General features: G+C 46.9%; 33 protein-coding genes and 1 pseudogene. 25 read left to right on the top strand and 9 right to left on the bottom strand.

Annotation, left to right across the window (positions count from 1 at the left end):
- Positions 1 to 438: 438 nt before the first annotated feature.
- Both ADU24_RS16260 and ADU24_RS23095 read left to right on the top strand, forming a co-directional pair.
- Positions 439 to 1,944 carry a sodium-dependent transporter gene (locus ADU24_RS16260; RefSeq protein WP_053367599.1) on the top strand — a complete coding sequence of 502 codons (1,506 nt, stop codon included), beginning with the start codon at positions 439 to 441 and terminating at the stop codon, positions 1,942 to 1,944.
- A 4-nt stretch (positions 1,945 to 1,948) separates the two neighbouring features.
- Entirely contained in the window at positions 1,949 to 2,056 is a 108-nt protein-coding gene (locus ADU24_RS23095) for a methionine/alanine import family NSS transporter small subunit (protein WP_156324605.1), read from the top strand.
- 118 nt (positions 2,057 to 2,174) lie between these two features.
- On the opposite strand, the gene ADU24_RS16255 is transcribed toward ADU24_RS23095, so the two are convergent.
- The gene (locus ADU24_RS16255; protein WP_082306948.1) at positions 2,175 to 3,209 is read right to left on the bottom strand and encodes a M23 family metallopeptidase; all 1,035 of its coding nucleotides are present in this window, start codon (positions 3,207 to 3,209) and stop codon (positions 2,175 to 2,177) included.
- A gap of 123 nt (positions 3,210 to 3,332) precedes the next feature.
- Between ADU24_RS16255 and lipA the strand changes: the two genes are divergently transcribed.
- Positions 3,333 to 4,259, top strand: coding sequence for a lipoyl synthase (gene lipA, locus ADU24_RS16250; RefSeq protein ID WP_053367598.1), 927 nt, complete (start codon positions 3,333 to 3,335; stop codon positions 4,257 to 4,259).
- Positions 4,260 to 4,410: 151 nt separating this feature from the next.
- On the opposite strand, the gene ADU24_RS16245 is transcribed toward lipA, so the two are convergent.
- Positions 4,411 to 5,052 carry a YhcN/YlaJ family sporulation lipoprotein gene (locus ADU24_RS16245; RefSeq protein WP_053367597.1) on the bottom strand — a complete coding sequence of 214 codons (642 nt, stop codon included), beginning with the start codon at positions 5,050 to 5,052 and terminating at the stop codon, positions 4,411 to 4,413.
- 113 nt (positions 5,053 to 5,165) lie between these two features.
- Here ADU24_RS16245 and ADU24_RS22690 point away from each other — a divergent pair, with 113 nt between their 5' ends.
- Positions 5,166 to 5,441 carry a YutD family protein gene (locus ADU24_RS22690; protein ID WP_082306947.1) on the top strand — a complete coding sequence of 92 codons (276 nt, stop codon included), beginning with the start codon at positions 5,166 to 5,168 and terminating at the stop codon, positions 5,439 to 5,441.
- Positions 5,442 to 5,534: 93 nt separating this feature from the next.
- Here ADU24_RS22690 and ADU24_RS16235 read toward each other — a convergent pair whose 3' ends face one another.
- Positions 5,535 to 5,801: a DUF3055 domain-containing protein gene (locus tag ADU24_RS16235; RefSeq protein ID WP_053367595.1), complete on the bottom strand. Its 267-nt coding sequence runs from the start codon at positions 5,799 to 5,801 to the stop codon at positions 5,535 to 5,537.
- 261 nt (positions 5,802 to 6,062) lie between these two features.
- Between ADU24_RS16235 and ADU24_RS16230 the strand changes: the two genes are divergently transcribed.
- The 3 genes from ADU24_RS16230 (at position 6,063) to ADU24_RS16220 (ending at position 8,713) form a co-directional block, all read left to right on the top strand.
- Positions 6,063 to 7,364 carry an EAL domain-containing protein gene (locus tag ADU24_RS16230; RefSeq protein WP_053367594.1) on the top strand — a complete coding sequence of 434 codons (1,302 nt, stop codon included), beginning with the start codon at positions 6,063 to 6,065 and terminating at the stop codon, positions 7,362 to 7,364.
- Positions 7,365 to 7,378: 14 nt separating this feature from the next.
- Positions 7,379 to 7,816 carry a DUF86 domain-containing protein gene (locus ADU24_RS16225; protein WP_053367593.1) on the top strand — a complete coding sequence of 146 codons (438 nt, stop codon included), beginning with the start codon at positions 7,379 to 7,381 and terminating at the stop codon, positions 7,814 to 7,816.
- Between the two features lie 132 nt (positions 7,817 to 7,948).
- Entirely contained in the window at positions 7,949 to 8,713 is a 765-nt protein-coding gene (locus tag ADU24_RS16220) for a TIGR01457 family HAD-type hydrolase (RefSeq protein ID WP_053367592.1), read from the top strand.
- Between the two features lie 55 nt (positions 8,714 to 8,768).
- Here ADU24_RS16220 and ADU24_RS16215 read toward each other — a convergent pair whose 3' ends face one another.
- Complete coding sequence (locus ADU24_RS16215) at positions 8,769 to 9,269, bottom strand: phosphatidylglycerophosphatase A family protein (RefSeq protein ID WP_053367591.1); 501 nt, start codon at positions 9,267 to 9,269, stop codon at positions 8,769 to 8,771.
- Positions 9,270 to 9,481: 212 nt separating this feature from the next.
- On the opposite strand from ADU24_RS16215, the gene yutH reads away from it, so the two are divergent.
- Entirely contained in the window at positions 9,482 to 10,489 is a 1,008-nt protein-coding gene (yutH, locus tag ADU24_RS16210) for a spore coat putative kinase YutH (RefSeq protein ID WP_053367590.1), read from the top strand.
- A 261-nt stretch (positions 10,490 to 10,750) separates the two neighbouring features.
- Positions 10,751 to 11,731 (top strand): 2-hydroxyacid dehydrogenase, encoded by a 981-nt coding sequence (locus ADU24_RS16205; RefSeq protein ID WP_053367589.1) that lies wholly within the window; start codon positions 10,751 to 10,753, stop codon positions 11,729 to 11,731.
- A 54-nt stretch (positions 11,732 to 11,785) separates the two neighbouring features.
- Here ADU24_RS16205 and ADU24_RS16200 read toward each other — a convergent pair whose 3' ends face one another.
- Entirely contained in the window at positions 11,786 to 12,022 is a 237-nt protein-coding gene (locus ADU24_RS16200) for a NifU family protein (protein WP_053367588.1), read from the bottom strand.
- Positions 12,023 to 12,165: 143 nt separating this feature from the next.
- Here ADU24_RS16200 and ADU24_RS16195 point away from each other — a divergent pair, with 143 nt between their 5' ends.
- A complete protein-coding gene (locus ADU24_RS16195) occupies positions 12,166 to 12,492 on the top strand; it encodes a YuzD family protein (RefSeq protein ID WP_053367587.1) in 327 nt (108 codons plus the stop codon).
- Between the two features lie 216 nt (positions 12,493 to 12,708).
- Here ADU24_RS16195 and ADU24_RS16190 read toward each other — a convergent pair whose 3' ends face one another.
- Positions 12,709 to 13,776, bottom strand: coding sequence for an NAD(P)/FAD-dependent oxidoreductase (locus tag ADU24_RS16190; protein ID WP_053367586.1), 1,068 nt, complete (start codon positions 13,774 to 13,776; stop codon positions 12,709 to 12,711).
- Between the two features lie 224 nt (positions 13,777 to 14,000).
- Between ADU24_RS16190 and ADU24_RS16185 the strand changes: the two genes are divergently transcribed.
- The 5 genes and pseudogenes from ADU24_RS16185 to ADU24_RS22685 all read left to right on the top strand — a co-directional run.
- On the top strand, positions 14,001 to 14,240 hold the full coding sequence (locus ADU24_RS16185) for a YuzB family protein (RefSeq protein ID WP_053367585.1): 240 nt from the start codon (positions 14,001 to 14,003) through the stop codon (positions 14,238 to 14,240).
- A gap of 85 nt (positions 14,241 to 14,325) precedes the next feature.
- Complete coding sequence (locus tag ADU24_RS16180; protein WP_053367584.1) at positions 14,326 to 14,691, top strand: HesB/IscA family protein; 366 nt, start codon at positions 14,326 to 14,328, stop codon at positions 14,689 to 14,691.
- 457 nt (positions 14,692 to 15,148) lie between these two features.
- A complete protein-coding gene (locus ADU24_RS16175) occupies positions 15,149 to 15,793 on the top strand; it encodes a hypothetical protein (RefSeq protein WP_053367583.1) in 645 nt (214 codons plus the stop codon).
- A complete protein-coding gene (locus tag ADU24_RS16170) occupies positions 15,790 to 16,131 on the top strand; it encodes a hypothetical protein (RefSeq protein WP_053367582.1) in 342 nt (113 codons plus the stop codon). The genes ADU24_RS16175 and ADU24_RS16170 overlap by 4 nt, the downstream gene beginning before the upstream one ends.
- A gap of 510 nt (positions 16,132 to 16,641) precedes the next feature.
- Positions 16,642 to 16,740: pseudogene (locus ADU24_RS22685) on the top strand (iron-sulfur cluster assembly accessory protein); the annotation flags it as partial.
- A gap of 308 nt (positions 16,741 to 17,048) precedes the next feature.
- On the opposite strand, the gene ADU24_RS16165 reads toward ADU24_RS22685, so the two are convergent.
- Positions 17,049 to 18,041, bottom strand: a complete 993-nt coding sequence (locus ADU24_RS16165; RefSeq protein WP_053367581.1) for an NAD(P)/FAD-dependent oxidoreductase — start codon at positions 18,039 to 18,041, stop codon at positions 17,049 to 17,051.
- Positions 18,042 to 18,495: 454 nt separating this feature from the next.
- Between ADU24_RS16165 and ADU24_RS16160 the strand changes: the two genes are divergently transcribed.
- The 8 genes from ADU24_RS16160 (at position 18,496) to ADU24_RS16130 (ending at position 24,675) form a co-directional block, all read left to right on the top strand.
- On the top strand, positions 18,496 to 19,713 hold the full coding sequence (locus ADU24_RS16160; RefSeq protein ID WP_053367580.1) for an NAD(P)/FAD-dependent oxidoreductase: 1,218 nt from the start codon (positions 18,496 to 18,498) through the stop codon (positions 19,711 to 19,713).
- 181 nt (positions 19,714 to 19,894) lie between these two features.
- Positions 19,895 to 20,383, top strand: coding sequence for an NUDIX domain-containing protein (locus ADU24_RS16155; protein ID WP_053367579.1), 489 nt, complete (start codon positions 19,895 to 19,897; stop codon positions 20,381 to 20,383).
- A gap of 224 nt (positions 20,384 to 20,607) precedes the next feature.
- Positions 20,608 to 20,733 (top strand): YuiA family protein, encoded by a 126-nt coding sequence (locus ADU24_RS23375; protein ID WP_197277518.1) that lies wholly within the window; start codon positions 20,608 to 20,610, stop codon positions 20,731 to 20,733.
- A gap of 98 nt (positions 20,734 to 20,831) precedes the next feature.
- The gene (locus tag ADU24_RS16150) at positions 20,832 to 21,149 is read left to right on the top strand and encodes a YuiB family protein (RefSeq protein WP_053367578.1); all 318 of its coding nucleotides are present in this window, start codon (positions 20,832 to 20,834) and stop codon (positions 21,147 to 21,149) included.
- A 131-nt stretch (positions 21,150 to 21,280) separates the two neighbouring features.
- Positions 21,281 to 22,000 (top strand): 3D domain-containing protein, encoded by a 720-nt coding sequence (locus ADU24_RS16145; RefSeq protein WP_053367577.1) that lies wholly within the window; start codon positions 21,281 to 21,283, stop codon positions 21,998 to 22,000.
- Positions 22,001 to 22,364: 364 nt separating this feature from the next.
- A complete protein-coding gene (locus tag ADU24_RS16140; RefSeq protein WP_053368971.1) occupies positions 22,365 to 22,742 on the top strand; it encodes a DUF309 domain-containing protein in 378 nt (125 codons plus the stop codon).
- A gap of 72 nt (positions 22,743 to 22,814) precedes the next feature.
- Entirely contained in the window at positions 22,815 to 24,323 is a 1,509-nt protein-coding gene (locus tag ADU24_RS16135) for a leucyl aminopeptidase (RefSeq protein WP_053367576.1), read from the top strand.
- 154 nt (positions 24,324 to 24,477) lie between these two features.
- Positions 24,478 to 24,675 (top strand): hypothetical protein, encoded by a 198-nt coding sequence (locus tag ADU24_RS16130; protein ID WP_156324603.1) that lies wholly within the window; start codon positions 24,478 to 24,480, stop codon positions 24,673 to 24,675.
- A 174-nt stretch (positions 24,676 to 24,849) separates the two neighbouring features.
- Here the strand turns inward: ADU24_RS16130 and ADU24_RS16125 are convergent, their stop codons facing one another.
- A complete protein-coding gene (locus ADU24_RS16125) occupies positions 24,850 to 25,185 on the bottom strand; it encodes a hypothetical protein (RefSeq protein WP_053367575.1) in 336 nt (111 codons plus the stop codon).
- Between the two features lie 198 nt (positions 25,186 to 25,383).
- On the opposite strand from ADU24_RS16125, the gene ADU24_RS16120 reads away from it, so the two are divergent.
- On the top strand, positions 25,384 to 26,031 hold the full coding sequence (locus ADU24_RS16120; RefSeq protein WP_082306946.1) for a DedA family protein: 648 nt from the start codon (positions 25,384 to 25,386) through the stop codon (positions 26,029 to 26,031).
- Positions 26,032 to 26,058: 27 nt separating this feature from the next.
- Here the strand turns inward: ADU24_RS16120 and ADU24_RS16115 are convergent, their stop codons facing one another.
- Positions 26,059 to 26,241: a hypothetical protein gene (locus tag ADU24_RS16115; RefSeq protein WP_053367574.1), complete on the bottom strand. Its 183-nt coding sequence runs from the start codon at positions 26,239 to 26,241 to the stop codon at positions 26,059 to 26,061.
- Positions 26,242 to 26,353: 112 nt separating this feature from the next.
- On the opposite strand from ADU24_RS16115, the gene ADU24_RS16110 reads away from it, so the two are divergent.
- A complete protein-coding gene (locus ADU24_RS16110; protein ID WP_053367573.1) occupies positions 26,354 to 26,740 on the top strand; it encodes a hotdog fold thioesterase in 387 nt (128 codons plus the stop codon).
- The last annotated feature ends 49 nt before the right edge of the window (positions 26,741 to 26,789 follow it).

Here is a 26,789-nt window from a genome sequence, read left to right as displayed (position 1 = left end):
CCGGTTCCGCTACCCCCAGCCACTCCTGCTCACACGTAGGGAAACTATGATCCCGGTCCTGCTTCAGCCCCCGTTCCCGCCATCACTTTCACTTTTAAAAAAGCATTTGTATAAAGAAATACTTTTCAACAAATAATTTCAATGAACCTTTCAATTATTTTCCAAACGTGATATTTTTTAAAGGCAAAAAAGAAAGTTATAAATTTACTGAGAAGAATCACCAATAATCCTATATTTTCCTTTTATGCTATATATTATTTAAATTTTAGTAATATTTCGGCAAAGTATTTAAATGTAAATAAAATAATTAGAAAAAATATATTAGAATAACGATTTTTTAGTTGACAGGCTACCCGAGAATCCATATACTAACGTTATGATTTCAAAAATCTGAAAAATACAAATTTTTAATCGAAAGATTCATGGGGGTATTTGTTTATGGAAAATAGACCGCAATGGGGAACACGCGCAGGCTTTGTCCTGGCTGCAATCGGTTCTGCAGTTGGCTTGGGGAACATCTGGAGATTCCCGGCGGTAGCGTACGAAAATGGAGGAGGAGCATTCTTTTTCCCTTACCTGTTCGCACTTTTGACAGCAGGGATTCCTTTGCTCATTCTTGAATTTACGCTGGGCCATAAGTATAAAGGGTCGTCGCCGCTCACATTTGCGCGGCTGAATAAAAAGTTCGAATGGCTTGGCTGGTGGCAAGTCGCCATTTCGTTTGTCATTTCAACTTATTATCCGATTATCATTGCATGGGCGCTTTCCTACGCATGGTTCTCTGTTAACCTTTCATGGGGGAAAGACCCGGGCACATTCCTGTTTGAAAACTACCTGAAGGTAGCACCAAATCCGGGTGAATTTATCGGGCTTGTCCCCGGCGTTTTCATTCCATTGCTTCTCGTTTGGGGAATTACGCTGGGAGTCCTGTTTAAGGGTGTTAAAAAAGGGATCGAGGCAGCGAATAAATTCATGCTTCCAACCCTTATTGTCCTGTTTTTGATTATTGTTGTCCGCGCCCTTACGCTTGACGGTGCTGTCGAAGGCCTTAATGCGTTCTTCAAGCCGGACTGGCATCAAATCGCGAGCCCTAAGGTTTGGGTTGCCGCATACGGCCAAATTTTCTTCAGCTTGTCGGTAGGATTCGCCATCATGGTCACGTATTCAAGCTATCTGCCAAAGAAAACGGACCTGACAAACAACGCCTTTATTACAGGCTTTGCGAACTCCGGCTTTGAACTGCTCGCAGGTATCGGCGTATTCGCTGCGCTTGGCTTCATGGCCCAGCAGCAGGGCGTGCCGGTTAACGAAGTCGTTAAATCGGGAATCGGGCTGGCATTTGTGGTATTCCCGCAAATCATCAACGAGTTTCCTGCATTTAACCAATTTTTCGGGCTTCTGTTCTTTGCCTGCCTGTTCCTGGCGGGATTAACATCACTCATTTCTATTGTCGAGACATTCGTAGCTGGAGTCCAGGACAAATTCAATGTCTCAAGGACAAAGTCGGTTATGATTGGCGGAGGACTTTCCGCTCTTGTTTCTATCCTTTATGCAACACAGGGCGGCCTGTATCTGCTTGATGCGGTCGACAACTTTATCAACCAGTTCGGTATCGTCATTGCCGGCCTCTTTGAAGTCGTCCTTGTCGCCTGGATCGCCAAAAAGCTTACGAACCTGCAGGATCACGCAAACGCCATTTCCGACATAAGAATCGGCAGCTGGTGGAAGGTTTCCCTGTCCACCATCACACCGCTTGTCCTAGGGTATATGACTGTCCAGAACTTCATTAACAATTTGAAGGAAAATTACGAAGGCTATCCAACATCCTTCCTGCTTTACGCGGGCTGGGGCGTTGCCATCGCGGCTGTTGTGGTAGGATTCGTCTTCATGTCCCTCCGCTGGGGCAAAAACAGCCTGAACGTGCCTGATGAAAGGGAGGTTTAATACTATGGCTGGAGATGCAATCGCAATGATGGTCGTCGGGATCGTCATCATATGGGGAGGCCTCGTCGCAAGCATCGCGAACGCGGCGATCAAATCAAAAAAAGCTAACTAAATGAATTGGAAAAGCCATTCCGGACAGCCCGGAATGGCTTTTTTGAATCCTTCAAGAGCGGCTACTGAAAACCAAACTCTAAAACCCAAAACAAGAAAAGAGACAAAAAAGCCGCCCGTTATCTTCGTTTGGCCTTCTTGTCCATGCGTTCCCACTTGCGCAAATGCGGATAAGGATCAAACGCCCATTCTGTAAAACCATTGTCCTTGTACATCCCGTAGTGGAGGTGGGGGGGGAATTTCCCGGACGTTCCAGGCGGCCCGTATCCTGAGCTGCCGACTCCGCCAATCAGCTTGCCCGGTTCAACAACATCCCCAACATTAATATCCTTGGCAAACCCGCTCATATGCGCGTAATAGTGATAATTATTATTCAAATCCCTTATGCCAATCCGCCAGCCGCCAAACCGGTTCCAGCCCTTCATTTCGACGGTCCCATAGCTTGTCGCCCGCACCGGAACCCCGTAGCCGGCAAAGATGTCTGTTCCTTCGTGCATGCGGCGGCCACCCCAGCCACGCGCATCACCCCATGTGTTTTTATAGCTATGGTTGCTCCGGTATGGCACAGGGAAGGCGTTCCCTTCGAGGTCAATCCGGCCAAACTGGCTGAAAACCTTTGCAAAGCCCATAATAATGCCGACAGCTTTGTCACGATGGTAATACTCCCATAGCGCAATCCGAAAGTTCTCATTATCCGAGCCATACTTAAGTACATGGTTGGCAAAAGCATGGAGGACGTCCTCATCCTCAAAACGGCTCGCCTTTCTGTTCCCGTTCCCGTCAATCCCCGCCCCATCAAAAAAGGCAATGGATACAGGATTTTTATCTTCCGGGTTAGGGTTCGCAGCGCCCGCCCATGTTTCCGGGGAAAAATAAATTGAAATGGCACCCTCCGGATCAGGCAAATCCTTGCGGGAAAGGCGGACATTCCGCTCATATCTGTCGACTGCAGCAATATAATACCACGGAATGCCGGTTGCCGCCTCCGTTTTTCTATAAAGCTGAAGCCTTGCCTTGTCCAAGTCCAGTTCCTCCGCGTAAGCACCTTCAAGACCAGGAATGGACAGCAGCACCAAAAGCGCCAGCAACGATAACAGTATCTTCAAATCAGGGTACCCTCCTTTCAGCCCGGCTTTTTCTGTATTTTGCCTCATTGGACCCCGCTTCATAAGCCACAATAATTGCCAGTGAGAGACTTATTCTTGAAAGGGTATTCCTGAGTGTGTTACAGTTCAAAAGAGATAGCATTCCGTACATAATTCATTGGAGTGGATGACATGACAACAAAAAAGACCCCATTGCGCAAGCCTGAATGGCTGAAAATAAAATTGAATACGAACGAAAACTACACAGGGCTGAAAAAAATGATGCGCAACAAAAACCTCCACACGGTGTGTGAGGAAGCGCGCTGCCCGAACATCCATGAGTGCTGGGCGGTCAGGCGGACGGCGACGTTCATGATCCTTGGCGATATCTGTACCCGCGCCTGCCGTTTCTGCGCCGTGAAAACTGGATTGCCTACCGAGCTCGACCTTCAGGAACCGGAACGCGTAGCCGACTCCGTAGCACAAATGAACTTGAAGCATGCTGTCATAACTGCGGTCGCACGTGATGACCTTCGTGACGGGGGAGCGGCCGTTTTCGCGGAAACAGTCCGCGCCATCCGCCGAAAAAATCCATTCACAAGCATCGAGGTGCTCCCATCCGATATGGGCGGCGTTGAAGAAAACCTACGTACGCTGATGGATGCCCGCCCGGATATCCTGAACCACAACATCGAAACGGTCAGGAGGCTCACGCCGAGAGTCCGCGCGCGCGCAACATACGATCGTTCGCTCGAATTTTTGCGCAGGGCAAAAGAAATGCAGCCTGACATCCCGACAAAATCAAGTCTTATGATTGGTGTTGGCGAAACTTGGGAAGAAATCCTCGAGGTTATGGACGACCTTCGCGCCAATAACGTCGACATCATGACAATCGGCCAATATCTGCAGCCGACAAAAAAGCACCTCGTGGTCGAAAAATATTACACGCCTGACGAATTCAATGAACTGAAGCAAATTGCCATTTCCAAAGGATTCAGCCATTGCGAAGCAGGCCCGCTCGTCCGCTCATCCTACCATGCCGACGAGCAGGTAAATGCAGCTGCCAAAGCACGGGCTGCGATGGCAGAAGCGGCAGGGAATGAAGCCGTAGAGGCGTAATCCAAGCTTTGCGGGAAAATCCGATTGATGCGGAACTTCCGCTTAGTCCAGTCCAAAAACCAACAAAGGCATCCGTCCTCGGCGGATGCCTTTACTGCGTTCCTTCGACCCATGTTAGGCTGCCTTTACACATGCACCTCCCCATGCCCGATCACCGCCCCATATTCCCATTCATTCCGCGCTTCATATCATCGGAAGTTTCGCCATTTTCATTTTCCGAAGCATTCATCCTCGCTCCCTGCGGCGACTTTTTCATCTCCCTGATCACAGCCGCGATGGACTCCTCCGCATTCTCATTATGCGTCGTCAGGCTCGAAAGTGTTTCCACATCGCGCATCAAGTTCTTATTGTCCGACACATACACATGGAAAAACCGCGGAACGCATGACATTGCCGTTTTCTTCACCTGGTCTGCCGTCAACTCCCGATTATTCGAATCCGTATCATAAGCGACAAGCACCTCTTCATCCGTAACAAGCACTGCCGCATCATTCACATTCGGCAACGTCGTACTGATCCGGCTGATGTCCTTCGCAATTTGCCCCCTATCAATTCGGGCCATCTCCTCCGCCGTCGACCTGTCCCCCATAACCGGGCTCTTTTGATGACGGTAAAAACCGAACCTCTGAGACTCATCTGGCCGCTTTTTATCGCCCAGGCCCCCATATACCTCCGACCGGCGGTTATCCGGATGCAAATGGCTTACGCCGCCATAATTATCCCCCTTGGGATTATCCTGGCAACCCGCAAGCAGCAGCCCACACAGCCCAGCAGCCAAAAACGCCTTCCTCATTCGCAACACCTCCTACCCAAAGTATTGCCAACCCGAAGTTATTTTCTGTTAGTAATTAGATGGGAATCGGTTATAATGGAAAAAGAGATTTGCCTGCAAATGAGGTGAGAGGAATGATAGTTGTCAACAACACCGCCTACGAAGTCATTGAAGACTTCAGGAACGGTTTCAATGAAGATGCCTTCAAGGACAGATACAGCGAAATCCTGGCAAGGTATGATTATATAGTCGGCGACTGGGGGTACGGCCAGCTCCGCCTCCGCGGCTTCTTTGACGACCAGAACCAAAAAGCCACCTTCGACACGAAAATCAGCACACTGACCGAATACCTTTACGAATTCTGTAACTTCGGGTGCGCCTACTTCGTCGTTAAGAAAATCAAGAAATAATGCTTTTTTTGGAAAAAAGGGGCAGCCATAAACCGGCTGCCCCTTGCCCATGCCATCCACCCGCGGCCCAACCGAGCAGCCGCACACAAACCGTTACACAATCTCTGCCAAAAACGACCGGAGCTCCTCCGCATCCTCCTCAGAAAGCTGGAAGGCGTACTCAAGATACCCTTCCTCCTTCAAGTCATCCTCACCAATAATCGCGAACCTGCTGCCCTGCATATCGAGGACAAGCGTTTTGCCAAAGTGCCTGCCGGTCTGGATGAGGGCCAAATCAAACCTATTGCTTTCACCAACGAAGCTCACGAACCTTGTTTTCGAAGCCTCCGTATCATCATAAAGAAAAAACCGCTCTGCCATAATCCTGCTCCTTTTAAAAAATATAATTAGTTTCAGCCCCCAAGTGATTACCGGGCCATTTACATTTTTTCAATTCTTCATTTCCCATCTTACCAAAATACTTATTGAAAATGCATGTTGATAACTTCAAATAAAGAGCGCAGATGAAACTGAAGAAAATGCATGTCGACAACTTTCAAGGAAAAGTAAAGATAAAAACGACGAAAAATGCCAAATTGTGTTACAATACGATTACAGGCACATCGGAGAGGAATGAAACGAATGGTCCGTCAGTATGTGGCAAAGGCAACACAACTTATGCAATGGGGCAAGATTGTTCTTCCCCTGTCATCCATAAAGTTTTTCCCTCCGCAATTCGTCCTCAGGAACCCGGTTGCACAGGGAGTAAAAAATGCTTTCCGGGAAGGCTATGAGGCTGCCGTTATCGTGTTTAACCTGAAAAATTTAAAGGAGCTTGCCGATTTCCTTGGTCCGGCCGAATTTCCGAAATTCATGGAGCAGTTCAGGAAGATATTCCGCGAGGCGGTTGAAACCGAGGTGGAAGAAGAGGACATCATTTCACTCCATGATTTTTATGGGGACGGACTGTCGCTTTTCGTCCGTGTCGGGCATGACCGGAACGGGCTGTCCGCGATTGATTCAATCATGAGGAAAGTGGCGGGCAAAGGACGAAGGGAGCTGCACGAAGAGTTCCCAACGGCGCAAATGGTCCTAGAAACAGGCTATATGTTCGTTGAAAAAAAGCATTATTCAATCCAGGAAGCCATTCTGAAAGCCCATCAGCAGGCTGTGGCAATGGCTGAAAAACGAATTGAATCCGAATTTAACGAAATGCTCTTCATCATGGGCAAAATCATTTCCCAAAAGGAAATTTTCCTGCTCGCCCAGCCAATTTTCGACGTGGCAACGAATGAAGTCCACGCATGGGAAATGCTGACACGGGGCCCGGCAGGCACAATGCTTGAAAGTCCGTTCACGCTTTTTTCCGTCGCAAGGCAGACGGGCAAGCTATATGAATTGGAACTCATCGTGCTCGAAAAGGCACTTGAGGAAATCGGCCAGCTTGAATGCAAGCAGAATTTCTTTATCAATTTCACTCCGCTGACGCTTGGTAACCCGCGGTTCATCCGCGACGTGAAAAGGCTGATGCATAAATATAAGAATATTTCCCCGAAGCGAATTACATTCGAAATCACGGAACGGGATTCAATTGAAGAGATGCGGGACTTCATCTATAACATTAAAGTTCTTCGCCTCATGGGGTTCCGGATTGCGGTTGACGATACGGGTTCCGGCTATGCAAGCCTGAACACGATCAACGAGGTGATGCCGGACATCATTAAAATCGACCGCTCCGTCATTGAAAACATCGACAAAAACTCCGTGAAGGAGTCAATGCTAAAGGGGCTTTTGCTTGTCGCCAGGGAGGCAGGATCGCTTGTTGTCGCGGAAGGCATTGAAAATGAAGAAGAAGCTTCCGTCCTAACCCGCAATAAGGTTGACCTTGCCCAGGGGTACTTCTATGCAAGACCTAGAATGCTCGCAAAAAAAATTGCTACTTAGGGATGTGGACATAAATGTACTTTGTCGATCGGGATCAAATGGAACAGAGGCTCCTCTACATAGAGCAGCTGACCGGGCTGTACAAGGCGCAAGAAAAGTGGGACTCCCCGCTTGAAAAAGCCGCCCTGGAAAGGATCACGCATATGCTGGCCGAAGCCGTACTCGATGTAGGCAATGCAATGATTGACGGCTTCATCATGCGCGACCCGGGCAGTTATGAAGACATAATTGACATTCTCCTTGATGAAAAAGTAATTGATGAGCCAATATCCGCTAGCCTGAAGTTGCTCGTTTCCCACCGGAAACAGCTTGTCCAGTATTATACAGCTATCGACCACGTACAGCTCGCGGCTGAATTGGCGGCAATAGTGGATGGGGTCGAGGCTTTCCCTGGCCTGGTCAGGACATACCTTGCCAACGAACTGGGGCCCGTTTCGGCTTTTAAAAAATAACAACCAACCCGGCCGCAAAATAGCGGCTTTTTTATTTTTTTTGTTTTCTGCCAACTCATGAACACCTGAACATATTAAGCAATTCGCCAGGGCTATACTAAATGAATGGACACTTTACCGGGAGTGATTTAGTTGAAAACATATAAAGGCTACATGATTGACCTTGATGGGACTATGTACAGGGGGACGGAACGGATAGAGGCTGCTTCCGATTTTATAAAAAGGCTGCAAACCAATGGGATTCCGTATTTGTTTGTTACGAACAACTCGACCCGTACCCCAGCCCAGGTCGCGGAAAAGCTCAGCCGCTTTGACATCCCTGCCACCACGGAGCAGGTGTTCACATCAAGCCTGGCTACAGCCAGCTTCATTGCGGGGGAGAAGCAAGGTGCATCCGTGTATATGATTGGGGAAGAGGGGCTCCGCCATGCCCTTCGCGAAAAAGGGCTTGTTCCGGGAGCGGAGCATGCCGATTATGTCGTCGTAGGGCTAGATACGGCTTTGACGTATGAAAAGCTCGCTGTCGCCTGCCTCGCTGTCCGCAACGGGGCGCGCTTTCTGTCAACGAACAGCGATTTGGCCGTCCCGACCGAGCGGGGAATGCTGCCGGCAAACGGGGCGATAACCGCTGCGATAACCGCATCTACCGGGGTGCAGCCGACATTCATAGGTAAGCCTGAATCAATCATCATGGAGCAGGCGTTGAAAGTTCTCGGAACAAACAAGGAAGAAACCATTATGGTCGGCGACTATTATGATACCGATATACTGGCGGGAATGAATGCCGGCCTTGACACTCTGCTTGTCCATACCGGCGTGACGAGCCGCGAACGATTGGCTAATTACGATAGAAAGCCAACATACTCAGTTGATTCCCTTGATGAATGGGACGTATGAATGCAAAAAGTCCAGCCGCTTCATGGCTGGACTATTTTTGAAACAAATAATCTTGTTACTCCGCATTTTCAGCACGGTGAGCGAGGCGGCTCGATGCGGCCGCGGCAACAGCTCCGACAATATCGTCCAGGAAGGTGTGCACCTCTCCGGTCGATTTATCGTTCAATCGCCTTAAGATCCCCGGTTTTTGCTTATCAATGTACCCATAATTCGTGAATCCGATCGAGCCATACACGTTCACGATTGAAAAAGCAAGAATTTCATCCACACCGTACAAGCTTTCATCCGTTTTTATAATAGACTGGAGCGGCTCCTCCAGAAGGCCTTTCTCGGCAAGCATGTCGAGCTGGATGCCGGTAATGATTGCATTTTGGACTTCCCTTTTTGAAAGAACGCGTTCCACATTGTGGAGGCAGTCTTCAATTTTCAAGTCTTCGTGGTATTTTTGCTGCAAGAAATAGACGAGGTCAGCGATATCCTGCACCTCGACCCCCCGCTCCTTCAGCCATCTGCGGGCGGTAGTTTCCGTTAAGTTTACGTTCTTCTTCTCAGACATGTGGTAGTCACCTTTCCCCGTAAGTTTCACTATATATATAACCCTATTTCTTTACATTATGCCTGACCTCTCCAAAAGGAACAAATTTGGGGATTCTTTCATATTGTTTGCAAGTGCTGCCGGTTCATCCGTTTTTTCTAAAAAAAGGGCGAAATAAGTTTGCCTCGCTTAGGCATATACATAGTAGGGAATCCGGGAAGGCAGGTGGTTTCATGCTCGGGCAAATGCTTGAAAAAGTGTACGGGATTTCAGCCGGTGAATATACGAGGATTGAATCCTATGATGCATTCAGGGGGAATGGCTTTTACTACTTTGTCGCCAACCCCCGAGGGAAAGACGAAGAAGAAGCGGCCGAGCTGCAAAAAATAGCCGCCCATTTAATGGCGTACGGGGACAGGAATGTTCCGGCGGTCCTTCCGACAAAAAGCGGGAGCATCGTAGCCGAATGGGAAGGAGGGAGGTATTGCCTGCTCGCTTCTGCCCAACCGATGCGAAAAGGGCAAATGCGGCTTGGGCGGAAACTCGCGAAATTTCACGAGCGGGGCAGGATGGTTCCTTTCCAGGTCGAAAAAACGGCGCGGATTGGCCAGTGGAAAAATATGTGGGAAACAAGGCTTGACCAAATGGAACGGGTATGGTCGGAACGGATTTTCCAGCCTGCCTCTGATGAGTTTGAACGGATGTTCATTGAATCCTTCCCATACTTTGTGGGGCTAGCTGAAAACGCAATTCAATATCTCGTGGATACTGAGCTTGATGAGGAGGCGGAAATCGTTGATGGCGGGACGGTCTGCCATGAACGGTTTTCGGAAGGAACCTGGGGTAGGCAATATATTTTTAAAAACCCAATTGATTGGGTTTTTGATCACCGAAGCCGTGATTTAGCGGAATGGGCGAGAAGCAGGTTTTTTCATAACAGCAGGACATGCGGCCCGGAAATCACGCAGTTCTTTTCGGATTACCGCAGCATTGCACCGCTGTCGAAGTTTTCATGGAGACTCCTGTATGCAAGGCTCCTGTTTCCTCTTCATTATCTGGAAACGATTGAAACGTACTACAGCTCAAACCGGGAGTCAATTCAAAAGGCGCTTGAAGACCGCCTCGTTGCCATCCTGAAGCAAACGTCCGACTACGAGCAATTCACCGCATCATTTTTCACAACAGCCGGTTCGCCGTTTATAGCAGCGCTCCCAAAGCCGGAGTGGCAGGCCATCCGCTAACCGCTGCAGAGGTATAATGGCTTCCTGATGGCAGGCAGCCGCTAAACCAGGCAGGGTGGCTGCAGAGGTATAATGGCTTCCTGGTGGCAAGGGCCACCGCTTTCCCTCCTCTTGGTTAGCCATTGCTGTTTCGCCTCAGGCAAACCGATTAGTCATTTTTACCCGTCATAGTGTGATACTATAAAGGTATGACGGGTTTTTTAAAAAAAGGACAGGCTCTGGCCCTGAACGGTGCTTGGGCTCTATGGAAGGGGTAAAAAAGTGAAGCCATACATATTTATAACACGAAAATTACCTGAGGAAGCAGTGGAAGGATTGCGCGGAAGCTATGAGGTTTCCATGTGGGACAAGGAGGAGATGCCGGTCTCGAGGGATAGGCTCCTTGAAGAGGCAGCCAAAGCGGACGCCCTTTTAACGATGCTTTCCGACCGGATTGACGAAGAAGTCTTTAACGTGGGGAAAAACCTGAAAGTAGTCGCGAATCTCGCGGTCGGTTTTGACAACATTGATGTGCCCGCTGCTACGAAAAGGGGAATTGCAGTTTGCAACACGCCCGATGTCTTAACGGATACGACTGCTGACCTGACGTTTGCGCTCCTGATGGCGGCAGCCAGGAGAATCGTCGAAGCGGCAGAATTTATCAAGGAAGACAAATGGAAAAGCTGGAGTCCGCTCCTTTTGGCTGGGCGGGATATCCACCACAAGACAATCGGGATTGTCGGCATGGGCAATATCGGTGCCGCTGTGGCAAAGCGCGCAACTGGTTTTGACATGACGATCCTTTACCATAACCGTTCGCGGAATATGGAGGTCGAGGAGGCAATCGGCGCCCAGTATGTATCCTTTGATGAACTTGTAGCCGAATCAGATTTTGTCGTGTGCATGACGCCGTTAACAGAGCAAACTAGAGGGATGTTTACCCGTGATGTATTCAGGAAAATGAAGAAAACTGCCATATTTGTCAATGCCGCCCGCGGCCCGGTCGTAGACGAAGAAGCCCTTTATGACGCTCTTGTTGAAGGGGATATTGCCGGAGCGGGGCTTGACGTATTCGACAAAGAACCAATCAGTGCCAGCCATCCGCTTCTGAAGCTGGACAACGTCACCGCGATCCCGCATATCGGCAGCGCCAGCATCGAAACGAGAATGACCATGATGAATTTGTGCGCGTACAATATCAGCCTCGTCCTGTCCGGAAAGGCCCCAAAAACACTGGTGAACAAGGATTGGAAAACTTCTTGATCAGCGCATAAAAAAGCGATTGCCTGCTTTAGGCAATCGCTTTGCTATGCATAATTAGAATACCTGTTCAACTTCGACAACGCCAGGTACTTCTTCAAGAAGCGCGCGTTCAATCCCGGCTTTCAGTGTGATTGTCGAGCTCGGGCAGCTGCCACATGCACCAAGCAAACGGAGTTTAACAATCCCATCCTCGATATCGACTAATTCACAATCGCCGCCATCGCGAAGGAGAAACGGGCGCAATTTATCGAGAACTTCCTGAACCTGTGCAATCATTTCCTGTTCTGTCATGAAAATCGACTCCTTTCATACTATCTATTATAATCTGATAGAGGGTAAAAATCCATTCTTCGGAATAGGAAAACTTTGAATAAAGAGCTTATTTATATAATTGCAGTCAAAATGTTGTAAAATTTGTTCAAGGGGGAATGGTTATGGGAGAAAGGAAAGTTGAAATAATCGTATACGGAGCGGACCAGCTTTGTCCAAGTTGTGTGAATCTGCCTTCGTCCAAAGAAACTTATGAGTGGCTTGAAGCGGCGGTAAGCCGGAAATTTCCGGACCAGCCGTTTGATATAACCTATGTGGACATTTACAACCCGCCGGAAATGGAAGAAAAAAAGTCATTTGCCGAGCGCGTCATCGAAGAGGACATGTTTTATCCTGTTGTCCTCATAGGTGACAAGATTGTCGGCGAAGGCAACCCGCGGCTCAAAACAATTTTTGCCGAACTCGAAAACCACGGTTACCGCGCCGAGTAGGATGAATGGCGGGCGGATTGGGCTCATGTAGCCAGCCACTGCTTTTAAAATGAATGAAGGAACCAGTTTTGTAGATTAATAGCCAGTGCCAGGCACGAGGGGCATTCCCGAATTACCAAGGGGGATGCCTTTTGTTTTTTTATAGGCAGCCAAAAAACCGCCAATTCGGCGGTTCACAGCCATAAAAAAAACCAGGCACACCACCTGGTTTCTCCATCAGCCCTTATGATATTTGTATAACCACAGTACGCCGGATTTAAGCAGCCTTGCGACACGGCCAGTAATTGCGTGTTCAGCCATCATGCCAAATCCTTGTTTTTTCCCAAGCGATCCGAGGACGCCCTTCAATTTAATCGGCGGCAATGTATCGGGAAGTTTCTCGCCGCTCCATCTTTTTTTGAGAACCTCCGCGATTTGTTCGGCTTGCCCCTCGGCAAGCTGCGCGCTTGGCGCATGCGGGAGGCTTGCGCAATCCCCGACAACAAATACATTCTCATAACCGGGAAGATGATGGTGTGGAGTCACGGCTAACCTTCCGGATGAATCCTTCTCCACATTGAGTTCACGAACAATCCTGTTCGCCTGGATGCCGGCGGTCCAGACAATCGCATCGCAATGGACCGGTTCGTCATGGTTATAAAGTATGTTCTTTTCCACCTTCGTAATATTGGAATTATTGATAATCTCCACACGATGGCGGACAAACCAATTTTCCACGTACTCGCTGAGGCGGTCGGGGAAATCGGAAAGGATATGATTGCCCCTGTCGAAAAGCTTGACTTGAAGGTCCGGACGGCTTTCGCTCAGCTCACTCGCCAGTTCAACGCCGCTCAGTCCCGCGCCGACAATGCCAACAGTCGCGCCGGGAGCAAGGTTGCTTAACGTTTGATACGTCTGGCGGGACTTTTCGATGCTTTGGATGCTGAGAGTGTACAGGTCTGCGCCTGGAACGTTATGATACTTATCCTCGCAGCCAAGGCCAATCACGAGAATGTCATAAGCCATTTTGTCAGAGCCGTTCAACTCAATTGATTGTTCGTAAAGGTTGATTCCAGTCACATCGCCGTATTTAATGGAAAGGCGCGGATGTTCGGGAAAATCAACACGGAGTTCCTTGTCTGAAACCGTTCCGGCGGCGAGCGCATAATATTCTGTTTTAAGACAATGGTAAGGATTTTTGTCCACAAGCGTTGCCGATACCCCCGCTGGCAAGTGCTCCGGCAGAAGCTTGTTCAAAAGCCTCATACCGCCATATCCTCCCCCAAGGATAACTAAATTCGTCATAAAAATAATCCCCTTTTGTTTGCGCAAATGATTTTCGTAGAGCGGGTAAAATTTTCGCGGCATAATTTTAAAACACGCACTGTTACTCAGTTTGAGTATAGCTAAATTGTGTCAATATCTCAACAATTTCAAACGCCGTGTTGACAATGGCCAGGAGCATATGGTAATTGACTGGGATGGGCAAAAGGAGTAGGATAATAGGGTGCATAAAATGAGGTGAGTGAATGATTAACCCGATAATAGAGTTCTGCATCAGCAACCTTGCGAGCGGCGCCCAGGCTGCCCGAGAAAAGCTCGAACGGGACCCGAACCTTGATATCGTAGAATATGGGTGCCTTGGCTATTGCGGAAAATGTGCTTCCACCATGTATGCCCTCGTCAATGGGGAACCTGTCACCGGCAGCACGCCGGACGAGCTTGTGGAAAATATTTATCAGTACCTGGATGAAAACCCAATGTTCTAATTTTCGCAAAAATGGGCAGACATGTTGAGAACCGATACTCAACTGAAATATACTATAACTAAGGCAAGGAAAAGGAGGGATTTGGATGGAAAACCAGATTGTAAACCTTACAGAAGCGGCAGCCCTGCAAATAAAGGATATGATGAAGCAAAATGAAGAGGAAGGTGCGTTCCTTCGCGTCAGCGTAAAGGGCGGCGGTTGCAGCGGACTTTCATATGGCTTGGGGATTGACCACGAAATTGGTGAAAGCGATATCCAACTTGAACAGTTCGGGATTCACATTTTGGTCGACAAGGAAAGCGGCCCGATCCTGAACGGAACAAAGATTGATTATAAAGAATCCTTGATGGGCGGGGGCTTCACAATCGAAAACCCGAACGCCATCGCTTCATGCGGATGCGGCTCATCGTTCCGTACAGCAACAGCCGCCGGTACTCCGGAAGATTGCTAAGGCGGAAAACCGCGTCATTACAAAGTTTTTAAGTCAGGGATAGATGTCCGATAAGCTAAACGGCAACAGTGGCTAAGGGCTGCGATTCCGCGACGAATATTCTTCGATTAATAAATATAGCAATAAGCAGTAGTAAACGGCCACCCTCGCGGTGGTTTTTTTATGCGACATTACTTTACCCTGGAACCTGCGAATGTATATGTAAGGGGATATAGGCCAGTATGTGAAGTAATATTGCTTAATGTAGCTTGCAGAAACAAGCCGTTATCGACTCCCAGAATGTTTGGCCGGGCGGAGCCACCGCATATCCGAGTCAATTGTTCGTAAAATTTAGTAATGTTCTTGGTTACGTTAATGCTTTGATGGGATATTCTATCTATTAAAATTGCAAAAACTTGTAGTTTTTTGATTATACCTAAGGTAAAATAAGGTAAAATAAAACTCCTGAGGTATAAGAATGGTAAAATCTTGGCTAAACTGGGCTTGGGCCATCATATTTACAATTTTAATGACTATACTTGGCAATGAAGCAAATGCCAAATTAGGGGATATTGCAAATTGGTATCAATTCCATATGCTTATCTCATTCTGGATTTTAGTGGCATATATTATAATCGGCACACTGTTTTTTTCGGTTAAATTTTGGGTAGGTAAGATTTATAAGGACCAAAAAAGCCAATTAATTGATGAATTAACTAAAGAAGTGCAAAATAAGATTAAGAAGGACTACAGAACAAGTTTAAGTAGTGCAAAAAGCACTTTGAAAAATGAAGCGGAACAGAAAGTAATTAGTACTTTAAAAGAAGAAAAGCCACACTTCAAAAAAGAAATAAAAGAAATAGTAATTAAGGAACTTCGTGATGAATTCAGACATGAAATAGACCGAGAAAAGAAACACTTTATTGAACTTATTGAGGAAAAAATGGCTAGGTTTGATGATAAGAAATCTGAAATCGAAAAAATTATTGGTGCACAACAATATCAACAGAGTATTACGCATGTTCAATCAGAGCCGAAATTTACCATAGAGGAATTTACAAGAATTATTACGGAAATAGGAACTCAGCACAAACAAATACCTGTGCCGGAGGGGATAAAATGAGTTATTTAGTTTTTACAAAATATTTTGTAGATAGGTTTAATGAGATTATCGATTATAAAGGGAAAAGTGAATCTATATTTAAAGTATGGAGCATGATAAGGGAAATTGATCAACTGGGTGAAGATTTTCTGGATTCGCCCTATTTAGAAAGAATAAATATTGACAATGAAGACGTCTTTCTTATTCAATCTAATGAATTAAGGCTTTTGGCACAATTAAAAACAGATAAGCTTGAGTTTTTAACTATTTATGAGTTTGGGGAAGAAGTATATAACCATATGATGGATATCATTGTAGATGACACGAAAAAAAAAGCATTGGCCAATAACTATGCATAATTGGTAATGATTATCGAGCTGCCACCTTATGGTAGCTTTTATTTTTTTATTAGTTTAGGGAACGTAGGTTTGTGTTTAAATGCCTTTAAACAACGCGGAAGGACTGACCAAGTATGAGGTTAAAAGACCGCGGAAAACTAAAATGAATGCCGGCAGTAGCAGGGGGAAATTGATGAGCAGTAGTTAGTGGAATTAAGTGAGCGAATCTGTTGTGATATTCAATTTACACTACATTTAAAGAGGTAGCTTCAAATGACGAATATTCATACGATTTAATTGGGCGCGTCCATTACGTCAATGAGCTAACTTGGCAAATGCTCATTGAGCAGGGTGACAGTGGTTTTCCACGGACGTGGTTGAGGATTAGGTTTACTTTCATTATGTCGAACGTTTGGGGAAATTAGAGTTAACTAAATTCGTCGTCCATTATAGGCGCGATTAACATCCTGACAAATAAAAATAACTGTTCAATGAGTGCTAAAACGTTGATATGTTCGTATTTAAACTACTGGTGGCTTTACAATCGAGAACCAGAACGCCATCGCTTCATGCCGATGTGGCTCATCGTTCCGCACAGCAACAGTCACCGGCACCCCGAAAGAATGCTAGAGCGCTTTTTTGAAAAATAAAGCAGTGCCTTCCTAACCATTTTGGGAAACCTTAGCGAATGGGAAGGTTTTTTCTTTTTAAAAATAAAACTGGGAAGCGGAAAAAATAAACGCTGCCGAGTAACAGAGACACAGATTCGGTTTCAGGATCCAGGTGAGTCCTGATAACCAGAAACTGTACCGAAACCTCTCGGGTCCAAGCAGAAGCTGGCCTACGTCAAGAGACAATAATCGGATCTCCCACTAATTACAATAAGCGCTCCAAATAACGAAAAAGCCTCCCGGAAAAACCGGGAAGCCTTAAATAAATCAACCAAACATTGACGAGCTGTGGAGCGGCTGGATTTTTGCTTTTGGATCGATATACGCCTTGGCGTTGTTGACCGCCGTCGGTGCTTCGCCAAATCCGCACGCAATCAGCTTTACTTTTCCGTCATAGGTGCAAATATCCCCGGCGGCATAAATCCCAGGCACATTTGTCTCCATTTTCGAATTAACTAAAATGGAGTTCTTTTCAATTTGCAGGCCCCATTCCTTGATTGGGCCGAGCGAGGAAACAAAACCATAGTTGACGATAACCGCATCAACATCGATTGCCTCCCTTGTAGAGCCGTCGACGCTGGCGATGACGACCTGTTTGATTTCGTCTCCGCCAATCAATTCTTCCGGAACAAAAGGAGTCTTGATTTCGACCTTCGAATTGTGAAGGTTCTCGACGCTGTGCTCATGGGCGCGGAATTTGTCGCGGCGATGGATGATCGTCACTTTTTCAGCGATTGGCTCAAGCATAAGCGCCCAGTCGACTGCTGAATCTCCTCCGCCAAACACGACAACCTTCTTGCCGGCAAATTGGTTCAGGTCATCAATGAAGTAATGAAGGTTCTTTCCTTCGTATTGGGAAGCGCTTTCTAATTCTAATCTGCGAGGCTGGAATGCGCCGTTCCCAGCGGTGATGATAACCGTTTTTGAAAAATGCGTCTCCTTATCCGTTGTCAGTTTGAAAACGCCATCCGCTTGCTTTTCGACCTTCTCAACCGACTGCTCTAGTGCGATGGCCGGCTCGAATTTGGCCATTTGCTCCTTTAGGTTGTTGACGAGTTCCTGGGCACGGACCTTCGGGAAACCAGCAACATCATATATATATTTTTCAGGATAAAGGGCTGACAGCTGGCCGCCTAGTTGTGGAAGGCTCTCGATGATTTTAACCGAAGCCTGTCTCATACCCCCGTAAAAGGCGGTAAACAGGCCAGTTGGCCCTCCTCCAATAATGGTAATATCATAAACCTTTTGCTCTTCTTGCACGTGTGTATCCCCCCAACAAAGTAGTAAAGGTAGTCCAGAGATAATCATACCACAACTGTGCCAATACAAGCCATATGGTGCTAGTTTAAGGAAGGGGCTTGTATTGATTTCCAACACAACCCCTTCCTTTTTAAGTAAAACCCTTGCCAGTAAAGGGAAAAATAAATAAACTGAATTGTTGAACATTTTAAAAGAGGCATTTTGGTTGAAGAATTCGCTTGAAAATGCGTAAGAAAAAGAATAAGATGGGATATGGAAATATTGTTACTAAATTGTGACAAAACAAGCACATTTTTTTGAACATCAAAGTGAAGAAAATCACAATCTCTGTTATTGTCTATGTTTCTTCCAAATTAAGGGTAACCGAAAAATTATTGGTTAATTAAATTGGAGAACTGGGGCAGAAGCTAAAAGCACTCGTATAAAATATAATGTAAAGGTGGAAGTGATTGCGTTGAGAATCCCTAAAATCGTCATTCTTGGGGCCGGCTATGGCGGGCTCATTACCACAGTCCGACTTCAGAAACTGATAGGGGTAAATGAAGCGGAAATCGTCCTGGTAAACAAAAATGATTACCACTACGAAACAACGTGGCTGCACGAAGCCTCCGCTGGCACCCTGCACCACGACCGTGTCCGTTATGACATTGATACCGTCATCGACCGGCACAAGGTTGAATTCGTCCAAGGTACGGTCAACGAAATTAATAAGGAAGAAAAGAAGGTCGTCCTTGATAAAGGAGAAATTAACTACGATTATCTTGTGATTGCCTTGGGCGCCGAGCCTGAAACATTTGGGATCAAAGGCCTGAAGGAATATGCGTTCGGGATTACGAATGTTAATTCTGCCCGCCAGCTTCGTGAACATATCGAGTACCAGTTTGCAACTTACAATTTTGAAGAAGAAAAGAAAGACGAGCGCCTGACAATCGTTGTTGGCGGCGCAGGCTTTACCGGAATTGAATTCCTTGGTGAATTAGCGAACCGCATTCCTAAGCTTTGCCAGGAATACGATGTTGATTTCCACAAAGTGCGCGTTGTCTGTGTAGAAGCAGCACCAACCGTACTTCCAGGTTTCGATCCTGAACTCGTGGATTATGCTGTTGCGACGCTTGAGCGCAAAGGCGTGGAATTCATGATTGGAACAGCCATTAAGGAATGTACTCCTGACGGCATCATCGTTGCCAAAGGTGAAGACGAAGTAATGGAAATCAAAGCTGAGACGGTAGTTTGGGCAGCGGGGGTACGTGGAAACTCCATCATCGAGAAATCCGGTTTTGAAGCGATGAGAGGCCGTGTGAAGGTCCAGCCTGATCTTCGCGTCCCAGGCTATAATGATATTTTCATCATTGGCGATTGTTCATTGATCATCAATGAAGAAATCAACCGCCCATATCCTCCGACAGCGCAAATCGCCATGCAGCAGGGCGAAGTTGCCGCGAAGAATATTGCCGCGCTTGTACGAGGCAAAGAAGATCTTGAGACATTTGTCCCTGATATTAAAGGAACTGTCTGCTCTCTTGGCGAGGATGATGCAATCGGCGTTGTGTACGGCAAAAAGCTGACCGGCGGCAAAGCATCGATCATGAAAAAAGTCATCGACAACCGTGCGCTTTACCTCGTTGGCGGCGCAGGGCTTGTTTTGAAAAAGGGAAAATTCAACGTGCTATAATCTGAAGGGGCAGAGCAATCTGCTCCTTTTTGCATTTGCAACCGAGTGTTGCTAAAGCTTTTTCCGGTAAAAGAAAAACGGTTTGTTCCGGTCAGCCAGATAGGTCTTTTTCAAAGATTGTAGTCATTTTTTTAACAAAAAATACATATGAAAGAAAGTTATTTTTGAAAGGGTGGGGAAAATGGCGGCGAATAAGCGTGGGAAGGTTTGGCTCGCTGCGGCTGGCCTTGTAATATCTGAGCAAGGAAAATGGCTCGTTGTTAAAAAAAGCTACGGGGGCCTAAAAGGAAAATGGTCGATTCCGGCAGGATTTGTGGACGAGGGGGAAACTGCGGATGAAGCGGCTGTCAGGGAAGTAAAGGAAGAAACAGGCGTTGAATGCACGGTAAAAGGACTCATTGGCCTCCGTACCGGGGTCATTCAATCCGATTTCAGCGACAATCTCCTGTTGTTTTTACTAGAAGCGAAGGAAGGTGGAGCCATTCATCCCCAGGAAAATGAAATCGTTGAGGTAGCTTACATTTCACCGGAGGATTTGATGCTCGATAAGGAAGCATCCATTCTTATCCACTATCTAATTGGCCTCGGAAATCTTGTCCATCTTCCCGGCAAAGACGGACTTAACCCTGGAAACGATTTCGGCTATACATCCTATAAGCTCTTTTTTTGAAAAAATTGTCTCTGAAAATCGCTGATATGTGGCAAACGTATGTCGCTGCAAACAAAATTATTTAAATTTTCAGTAATTTTGAGAAAGAGCGAGAAAATGAAAGCTTGAAGTGCATGTATACGTTTTCATTGGGCGAAAACAGGCGAATATTCTGCTTTTCGTTTTCATATATTCCTGTTATATTATCAGAAAATTAAGTTAATATTTCAAAGGAGAGATACGATATGAAAACAACAAAGACAGATGCAAAAAAGTGTATGTATTGCGGAGGGTTTGGTTATTTCCAGCTGCTTCTTGGCGGTTCGGAAACGTGCACATGCTGCGGTGGTTCCGGCAAAAAGAAGGAGTAGCCAAAAAAAGAATCAGCAGCCGGGAATTCAGGCAGGGCTGTTGACTGTCCCAACGGGCTTGAGTAAACTATAACTTGAGTGCCTGAGGGGGATGAATGATGAGTATTGTTGAACTGGTCTTATCGATGCTTTTATTCTTTGTACTTTTTTTCGGAATTGGTTTCCTTTTGAATATGCTTTTGAGGATGTCGTGGATCATGGCTGTCCTTTACCCAATCATTGTACTGCTGATTGTCGACAAGGTCAGGTTTATCGAGTATATCACCAATACAAAAACGGCTTTTGGCGAACTGGGGAACAAGATTGGTTCATTAGGCTCAGCCGATGTGATTATTCTATCCAGCGGTTTTGCCGGGGCAATTGCCGCGGGGGCTGCCATAAAGCTTTTACGGAAAAATGGGTACCAAATGTTCTAGCCTTTTCCTTCGTGGAAACGGCTATTTTTATGTCCGTATAGGCAAATTTACCTGTTAAAAATCATTTTTTTGCTCCTTTTATGAATATTCTCCTGAAACTTGGGGAAGATTGTCATGGGAGGAGTGAAAATATGAACCATAAAAAGGCATGGGCTAGGCGATTTGCCATGGTACTCTTGTTTGTTTTGGCACTTACGACCACCTTTCAATCAATTTCCGGAGTCGAGGCGAAAATGTTAATCTCCTACTCTGGACTTGGACAGGAAGGCCCACAACATGAGAAAAGCGTTCACACAATATTTGCCCATAAATTGAAATCGGTTGGTTTGAAGCTAAAAAAAATCAGGCACGCCATCAGGCCGCAAAGCTTGATATCATCAAGTGAAGCAGTTGCAGCGGCACCGCCAAAGCTCGAGGAAGCGATTGACTGGAGCAAGTACAGGAAAAAGAAGGTCATGGCAACCGGCTACACGGCTGGGGTTGAATCGACTGGAAAGGACAAAAGCCACCCGGCATACGGAATTACATACTCAGGGGTCAAGGTTAAACGGGATCTTTTTTCAACGGTCGCCGCTGACCCGGCCATATTCCCAATCGGGACCGTGCTTTTCATCCCGGACTATGGGTACGGAGTCGTAGCCGACACCGGTAGCGCCATCAAAGGACATAAGCTCGACCTTTATTTCGAAACGGTAGAAGACGTTTTCAGGGAATGGGGCAAAAGGACCGTTGATGTTTTCATTATTAAAATGGGTAATGGAAAGCTGACCGAAAAGGAACTGACTGTCATGAATGAAACGGAATCGCTTCAGGTTTTCCGGCAACAATACATAAATTCAGAAAAAAAATAAATGGAGCGTTGAGCTGGCAATGCGATTGCCGGCTTTTTTTTCATTGTCTAAGTTGGTTATTCACTAGAAAAATTGAGTTAAGGCTAACTTAGTGCTAGAACAGCAGTTGGCAATCGATCCTTTGGGCATTAAAAGCCAACTTAAGGCCCGAACAGCACTAATATGCCCCTCCTTCGGGCACTCAAAGCCAACTTAACGCCCCAATACCACTAATATGCCCTTCGAAAAACACTTTCGCGGTGAAGAGCCAAACCATTCACCCAACTCATGAACCTCGGCTGGAGAGGCTTGATTCTTTGAGGAAAACAAGAACCGGCAGTATGATGGATAAAAGGCATCAGGCAAAGAGGGGAGGGTGGCTAAACTGGAACTTTATCCGGACCAGTACTATGAATTCTTTATCCACTTTAATGAAGGCGACTATTATACATGCCATGACCTTCTAGAGGAAATGTGGATGGAAGAGAAAGGTAACTTGTTTTTCAAAGGCCTTTTGCAAATGAGTGTCGCCCTTTACCATTACGGCTATGGCAATGTGAAAGGAGCCCGGGCGATGATGAAAGCGGCTCATATCTACTTGCAGGGGTACAGGCCGAGGCATTGGGGATTGGATCTTGAGAAGGTGATTGCTTATATTGAGGAGTGCCAGCTGCTCATTCCGGATGGTATTGACAAGGTCCCTTTTGAACAAATTCATATCCTTCCGCCACTCCCTTTGCTCTATTTATATCTTGAGGATTAGGGCGAAACGGCTATATATGAATTTTTCATACTTTTCGATATAATTGAAAGGTATAAAAAGGGAGGTTTTGAGATGTTTACGGTTAAAACGGAAGTGGATTTTTCGGCAAGCCATGAAAACCTGGTTGTTGGCCTTTTTGACAAGCCGGTCAAATTTGAAGGCGGACTCGCTGCTCTTGATGAAATGTTTGGCGGACAGCTGAATGACCTTGCCAAAAATGGTGACATTTCAGGAAAGCTTAAGGAAGTTGGCAAATTACATACACTGGGGAAGGCAGGAGCGAAAAAAATCTGGTTTGTCGGCCTTGGCAGGGAAAAAGAGTTTACCTTCGGAAAATTGCGTGAAGCTTTGGGCCGAGCGTTCAAGGCGCTCAAAAACGCGAAACAGGAAGAAGCGGCGCTCTTGCTTGATTCGTTCGTATCCGGCGATATCGACACGGAGGAGGCGGCTTACGCGGTAAGCGAAGCATTCGCCCTTTCCACCTATGTCTTTGAAGGGTATAAACAAAAGCCGAACGAGCCGGAGAAAAAGCTTGAAACAATTACTGTCTATACGGAAGCAACCGACGAACAAGCAATTAACGCATCGCTTACGGTTGGGTACGCATATGGGCAGGGAACAAATTCAGCAAGAACACTAGTCAACACGCCAGGCAATATGCTCAAGGCAACGGATTTGGCGGAGTATGCCCGCAAACTTGGGGAAAAGTACGGCTTTGAAACAGAAATCCTTGGCCTTGAGGAAATCAGGAAGCTTGGCATGGGAGCGCTTCTTGCTGTTAACCAAGGATCCCTCGAAGAACCGAGGATGATTGTCCTGAAATACCAGGGAAAGGAATCTTGGGAGGATGCGATTGGCCTTGTCGGCAAAGGCATCACGTTTGATACAGGCGGTTATTCCATCAAGACGAAAACAGGCATCGTTGGCATGAAGACGGACATGGGCGGTGCTGCGGCGGTTCTTGGCGCGATGGAAATCATCGGCCAATTGAAGCCTGAACAAAATGTCGTTGCCGTTATCCCATCGACCGACAATATGATCGGCGGCGGCGCCTTCAAGCCGGACGATGTCATCACATCAATGAGCGGCAAGACGATTGAAGTATTGAATACGGATGCGGAGGGCCGTTTAGTACTTGCGGATGCAATGACTTATGCGAAGCACCACGGCGCAAAATACCTCGTTGATGTGGCAACCTTGACTGGCGGGGTCATCACTGCGCTCGGCCTGCATACAACCGGTGCGATGACGAACAATGAAGAACTGTTTGAACAGGTCCTTGAAGCATCCCATGAAGCGGGTGAGCAAATGTGGCGCCTTCCGATATTTGAAAAAGACCTGGAGCGGGTCCGCGGCAGCAAAATTGCTGATTTGAACAATTCGCCGGGCTCTGAAGGCCATGCCGTAATGGGCGGGGCGTTTGTCGGGGAGTTTGCCGAAGGGACTCCATGGGTTCACCTCGACATTGCCGGGACGGCTACCTCAAGGCAGGACACTGACCTTGGCCCATCTGGGGCAACGGGTGTCATGTCAAGGACGCTTGCGCTGTTTGTTGAGCGCTTCGAGCCTTTTGCAAAATAAAACTAATAGTGTTTAAAACGCAATTGCCCGCCGGTGTCTGTACTGGCGGGTTTTTTTTCGCAAATCCCTGAAAGCAAGAGCCCGCCCACTCAAACTTCTCTTCTCTCGCATATGAAATAGGGAAGGCGAGTGCACAGAAAAGGAGGTTCCCAATATGTACGACATGAGAAATCAGTATCACTACGGAGGGGATCAGCGGTTTTTCGCGGGGCCATTTCTTGGCGGCCTGCTTGGTGGAGTGTTGGGCAGCGCATTGTTCTTTCCGCGTCCGTTCGTCCCATTCGGTGGCTATCCAGGGTTCGGTTTTCCAGGATACGGGTACGGATATGGCTTCGGATTTCCATATTATTAAAAAAATCCGTAGGCCATCCAGACTGAGCCCTTTCGCTCTTATTAGGGATGGAAGGAATAAAGAGAAGGGGCTGCCCATAAAGGGATCAGCCCTTTTTTCCTTATAGCAGCCTTAGGAAATCCCTTCCTTCTGTGATAGAATTGTAGTAAGGAAATTCCGAAAACGGACGCGTGGCTATTTCCACCTGAGCGTAATTGAAACACCGCAACAGCCGGGATCGGCTAAAACAATTGTAATTCCATCTGGGTCGTAGATAATCCTGACATCTTTCCTGATCCCGGCAGAGGCAATCAGGCTTTTGACAATTTCTGTTTTTGATGCCTGCGCCGCTTCCATAATCCGTTTGGAAAAATCGCGGGAGCCAGCTATTTTATCCGCTAAAATGCCAGCTTCCGTAAGGGCGGGCCTTACTTTCCGCGCCGAGGCCATCAACATGTCGGGAACAGCCGGGGGGTATACCCTCCCGAAATGCCCGTTATATATGGAATAGGGATAGCCGTAATAGTGCACATGCAACACTTCCTTTTGAAAAAGTGATAAAGATTTTTTATAAAACGGGTTGTGGCTTGATGTGCGTTGCCTTGGACGCTTCAATTCATTAATGTATATGAAATTCACAGCTGGCCTATACGGCTTGGAAAAGGATTGCCTTTAACAAAAAGGGGAATGGGTAAGAAAGGAAAATTTACTGGGAGGGAGGAACAATGGATGGATCTCGATTTTCTCTTGAATATCCTTGAAGAAAGCGGCTATGCCGGTTTGTTTTTATGGATTCTGCTTGGTTCCTCGACCCTTCCGGTACCCAATGAAATCATTATGATGACGATCGGGGCCGCAGCATCCAGGAGTGCTGCGGAAACACTTCCAATATTTCTTACTACGCTCGGAGGAGTGCTGACCGCTTTGACGGCCAGCTATTTTTTAGGTAGATTCATCGGCTGGCCATTGCTGAATTTTTTGGCCAAAAAGGAGCGGTTTGCCAAGAAGATTGGCGTTTCGCTCAAGCTTATGGACAAATACCATGCTTTTTCCCTTTCGCTTAGCTATTTTGTACCGGGGGCAAGGGCGGTTGTTCCTTTCCTCTATGGGTTCAGCCGGCTTTCTTTTAGAACATTCATGCTCTTCGCATACAGCGGAGCTACGGCCTGGCTTTTAATTATGTTTTTTGCGGGTTATTTGTTTGGTGAGCATGCGAGGGGATATATGGGGGAGTTTTTCCTGGGGGTGATCGTTGTGGCTGCCATCATTTATGGTTTTGTTAAAATGCACCGCAAAAAACGGGGAATAGAAGGCAAAGATGAGGAGCCGATTCATCCGGGCTGCCTGTCCGCCATACAGAAAGGCAGCCCGGATTAAATCCGGCCTGCCAATCCAACTGTCCAGTTACATTTCCCTTCGGTGTTCGAATAGGTCGATTGTTCCAAGAACAACGTGTGCCAGGCCAAAGCCAAGCACAGTGTTGGCAACCATTTTGTTGACTCCGTTGTTCCGTGACATTGCATAGCCAGCAGCAGTAACAGCCGATCCGAGGATTGTCGGGATTAGCCCTTCCCTGAATCTATTCATCCGCGCTCACCTCATTCGAATAATTTCCGTTGGTCCATTGCTGGACATACATAGTATAAGTAGAAAATGGATTTGTATAGATAGAACATTTTTCAAAGAAAGTTGGGAGACGATGGAAACAAAGAATACAATGATTGAAGCACTGGGTATCGAATTAACATTGCTGGAAAAGGGCAGGGTGGAGGCGACGATGCCTGTCGATGAACGAACGAGGCAGCCGTTTGGCGTTTTGCATGGTGGAGCATCCGTCGCACTTGCCGAAACGGTTGCAAGTGTGGGAGCGTATCAGCTTGTGGACCATGAAACCGAGTCGGTGGCAGGGCTTGAAATTAACGCGAACCATGTAAGGGGCGTCAAGGAGGGAAAGGTCAAGGCAATCGCCACAGTGCTTCACCAGGGAAAAACAACCCAGGTATGGGACATAAAGATCTCAGATGAACAAGGAAAACTCGTTTGCATTTCCAGATGCACAATGGCCGTGCTCAAATTGAAAAAATAAGGCAGCGATTTCGCTGCCTTTACTCATTCCCACCGTTGCAATTCACTTA

The organism is Bacillus sp. FJAT-27245 (assembly GCF_001273955.1).
Lineage (GTDB): Bacteria > Bacillota > Bacilli > Bacillales > Cytobacillaceae > Bacillus_D.
The sequence above is the reverse complement of the archived record's forward strand: the minus strand, read 5'-3'. Positions and strand labels throughout refer to the sequence as shown.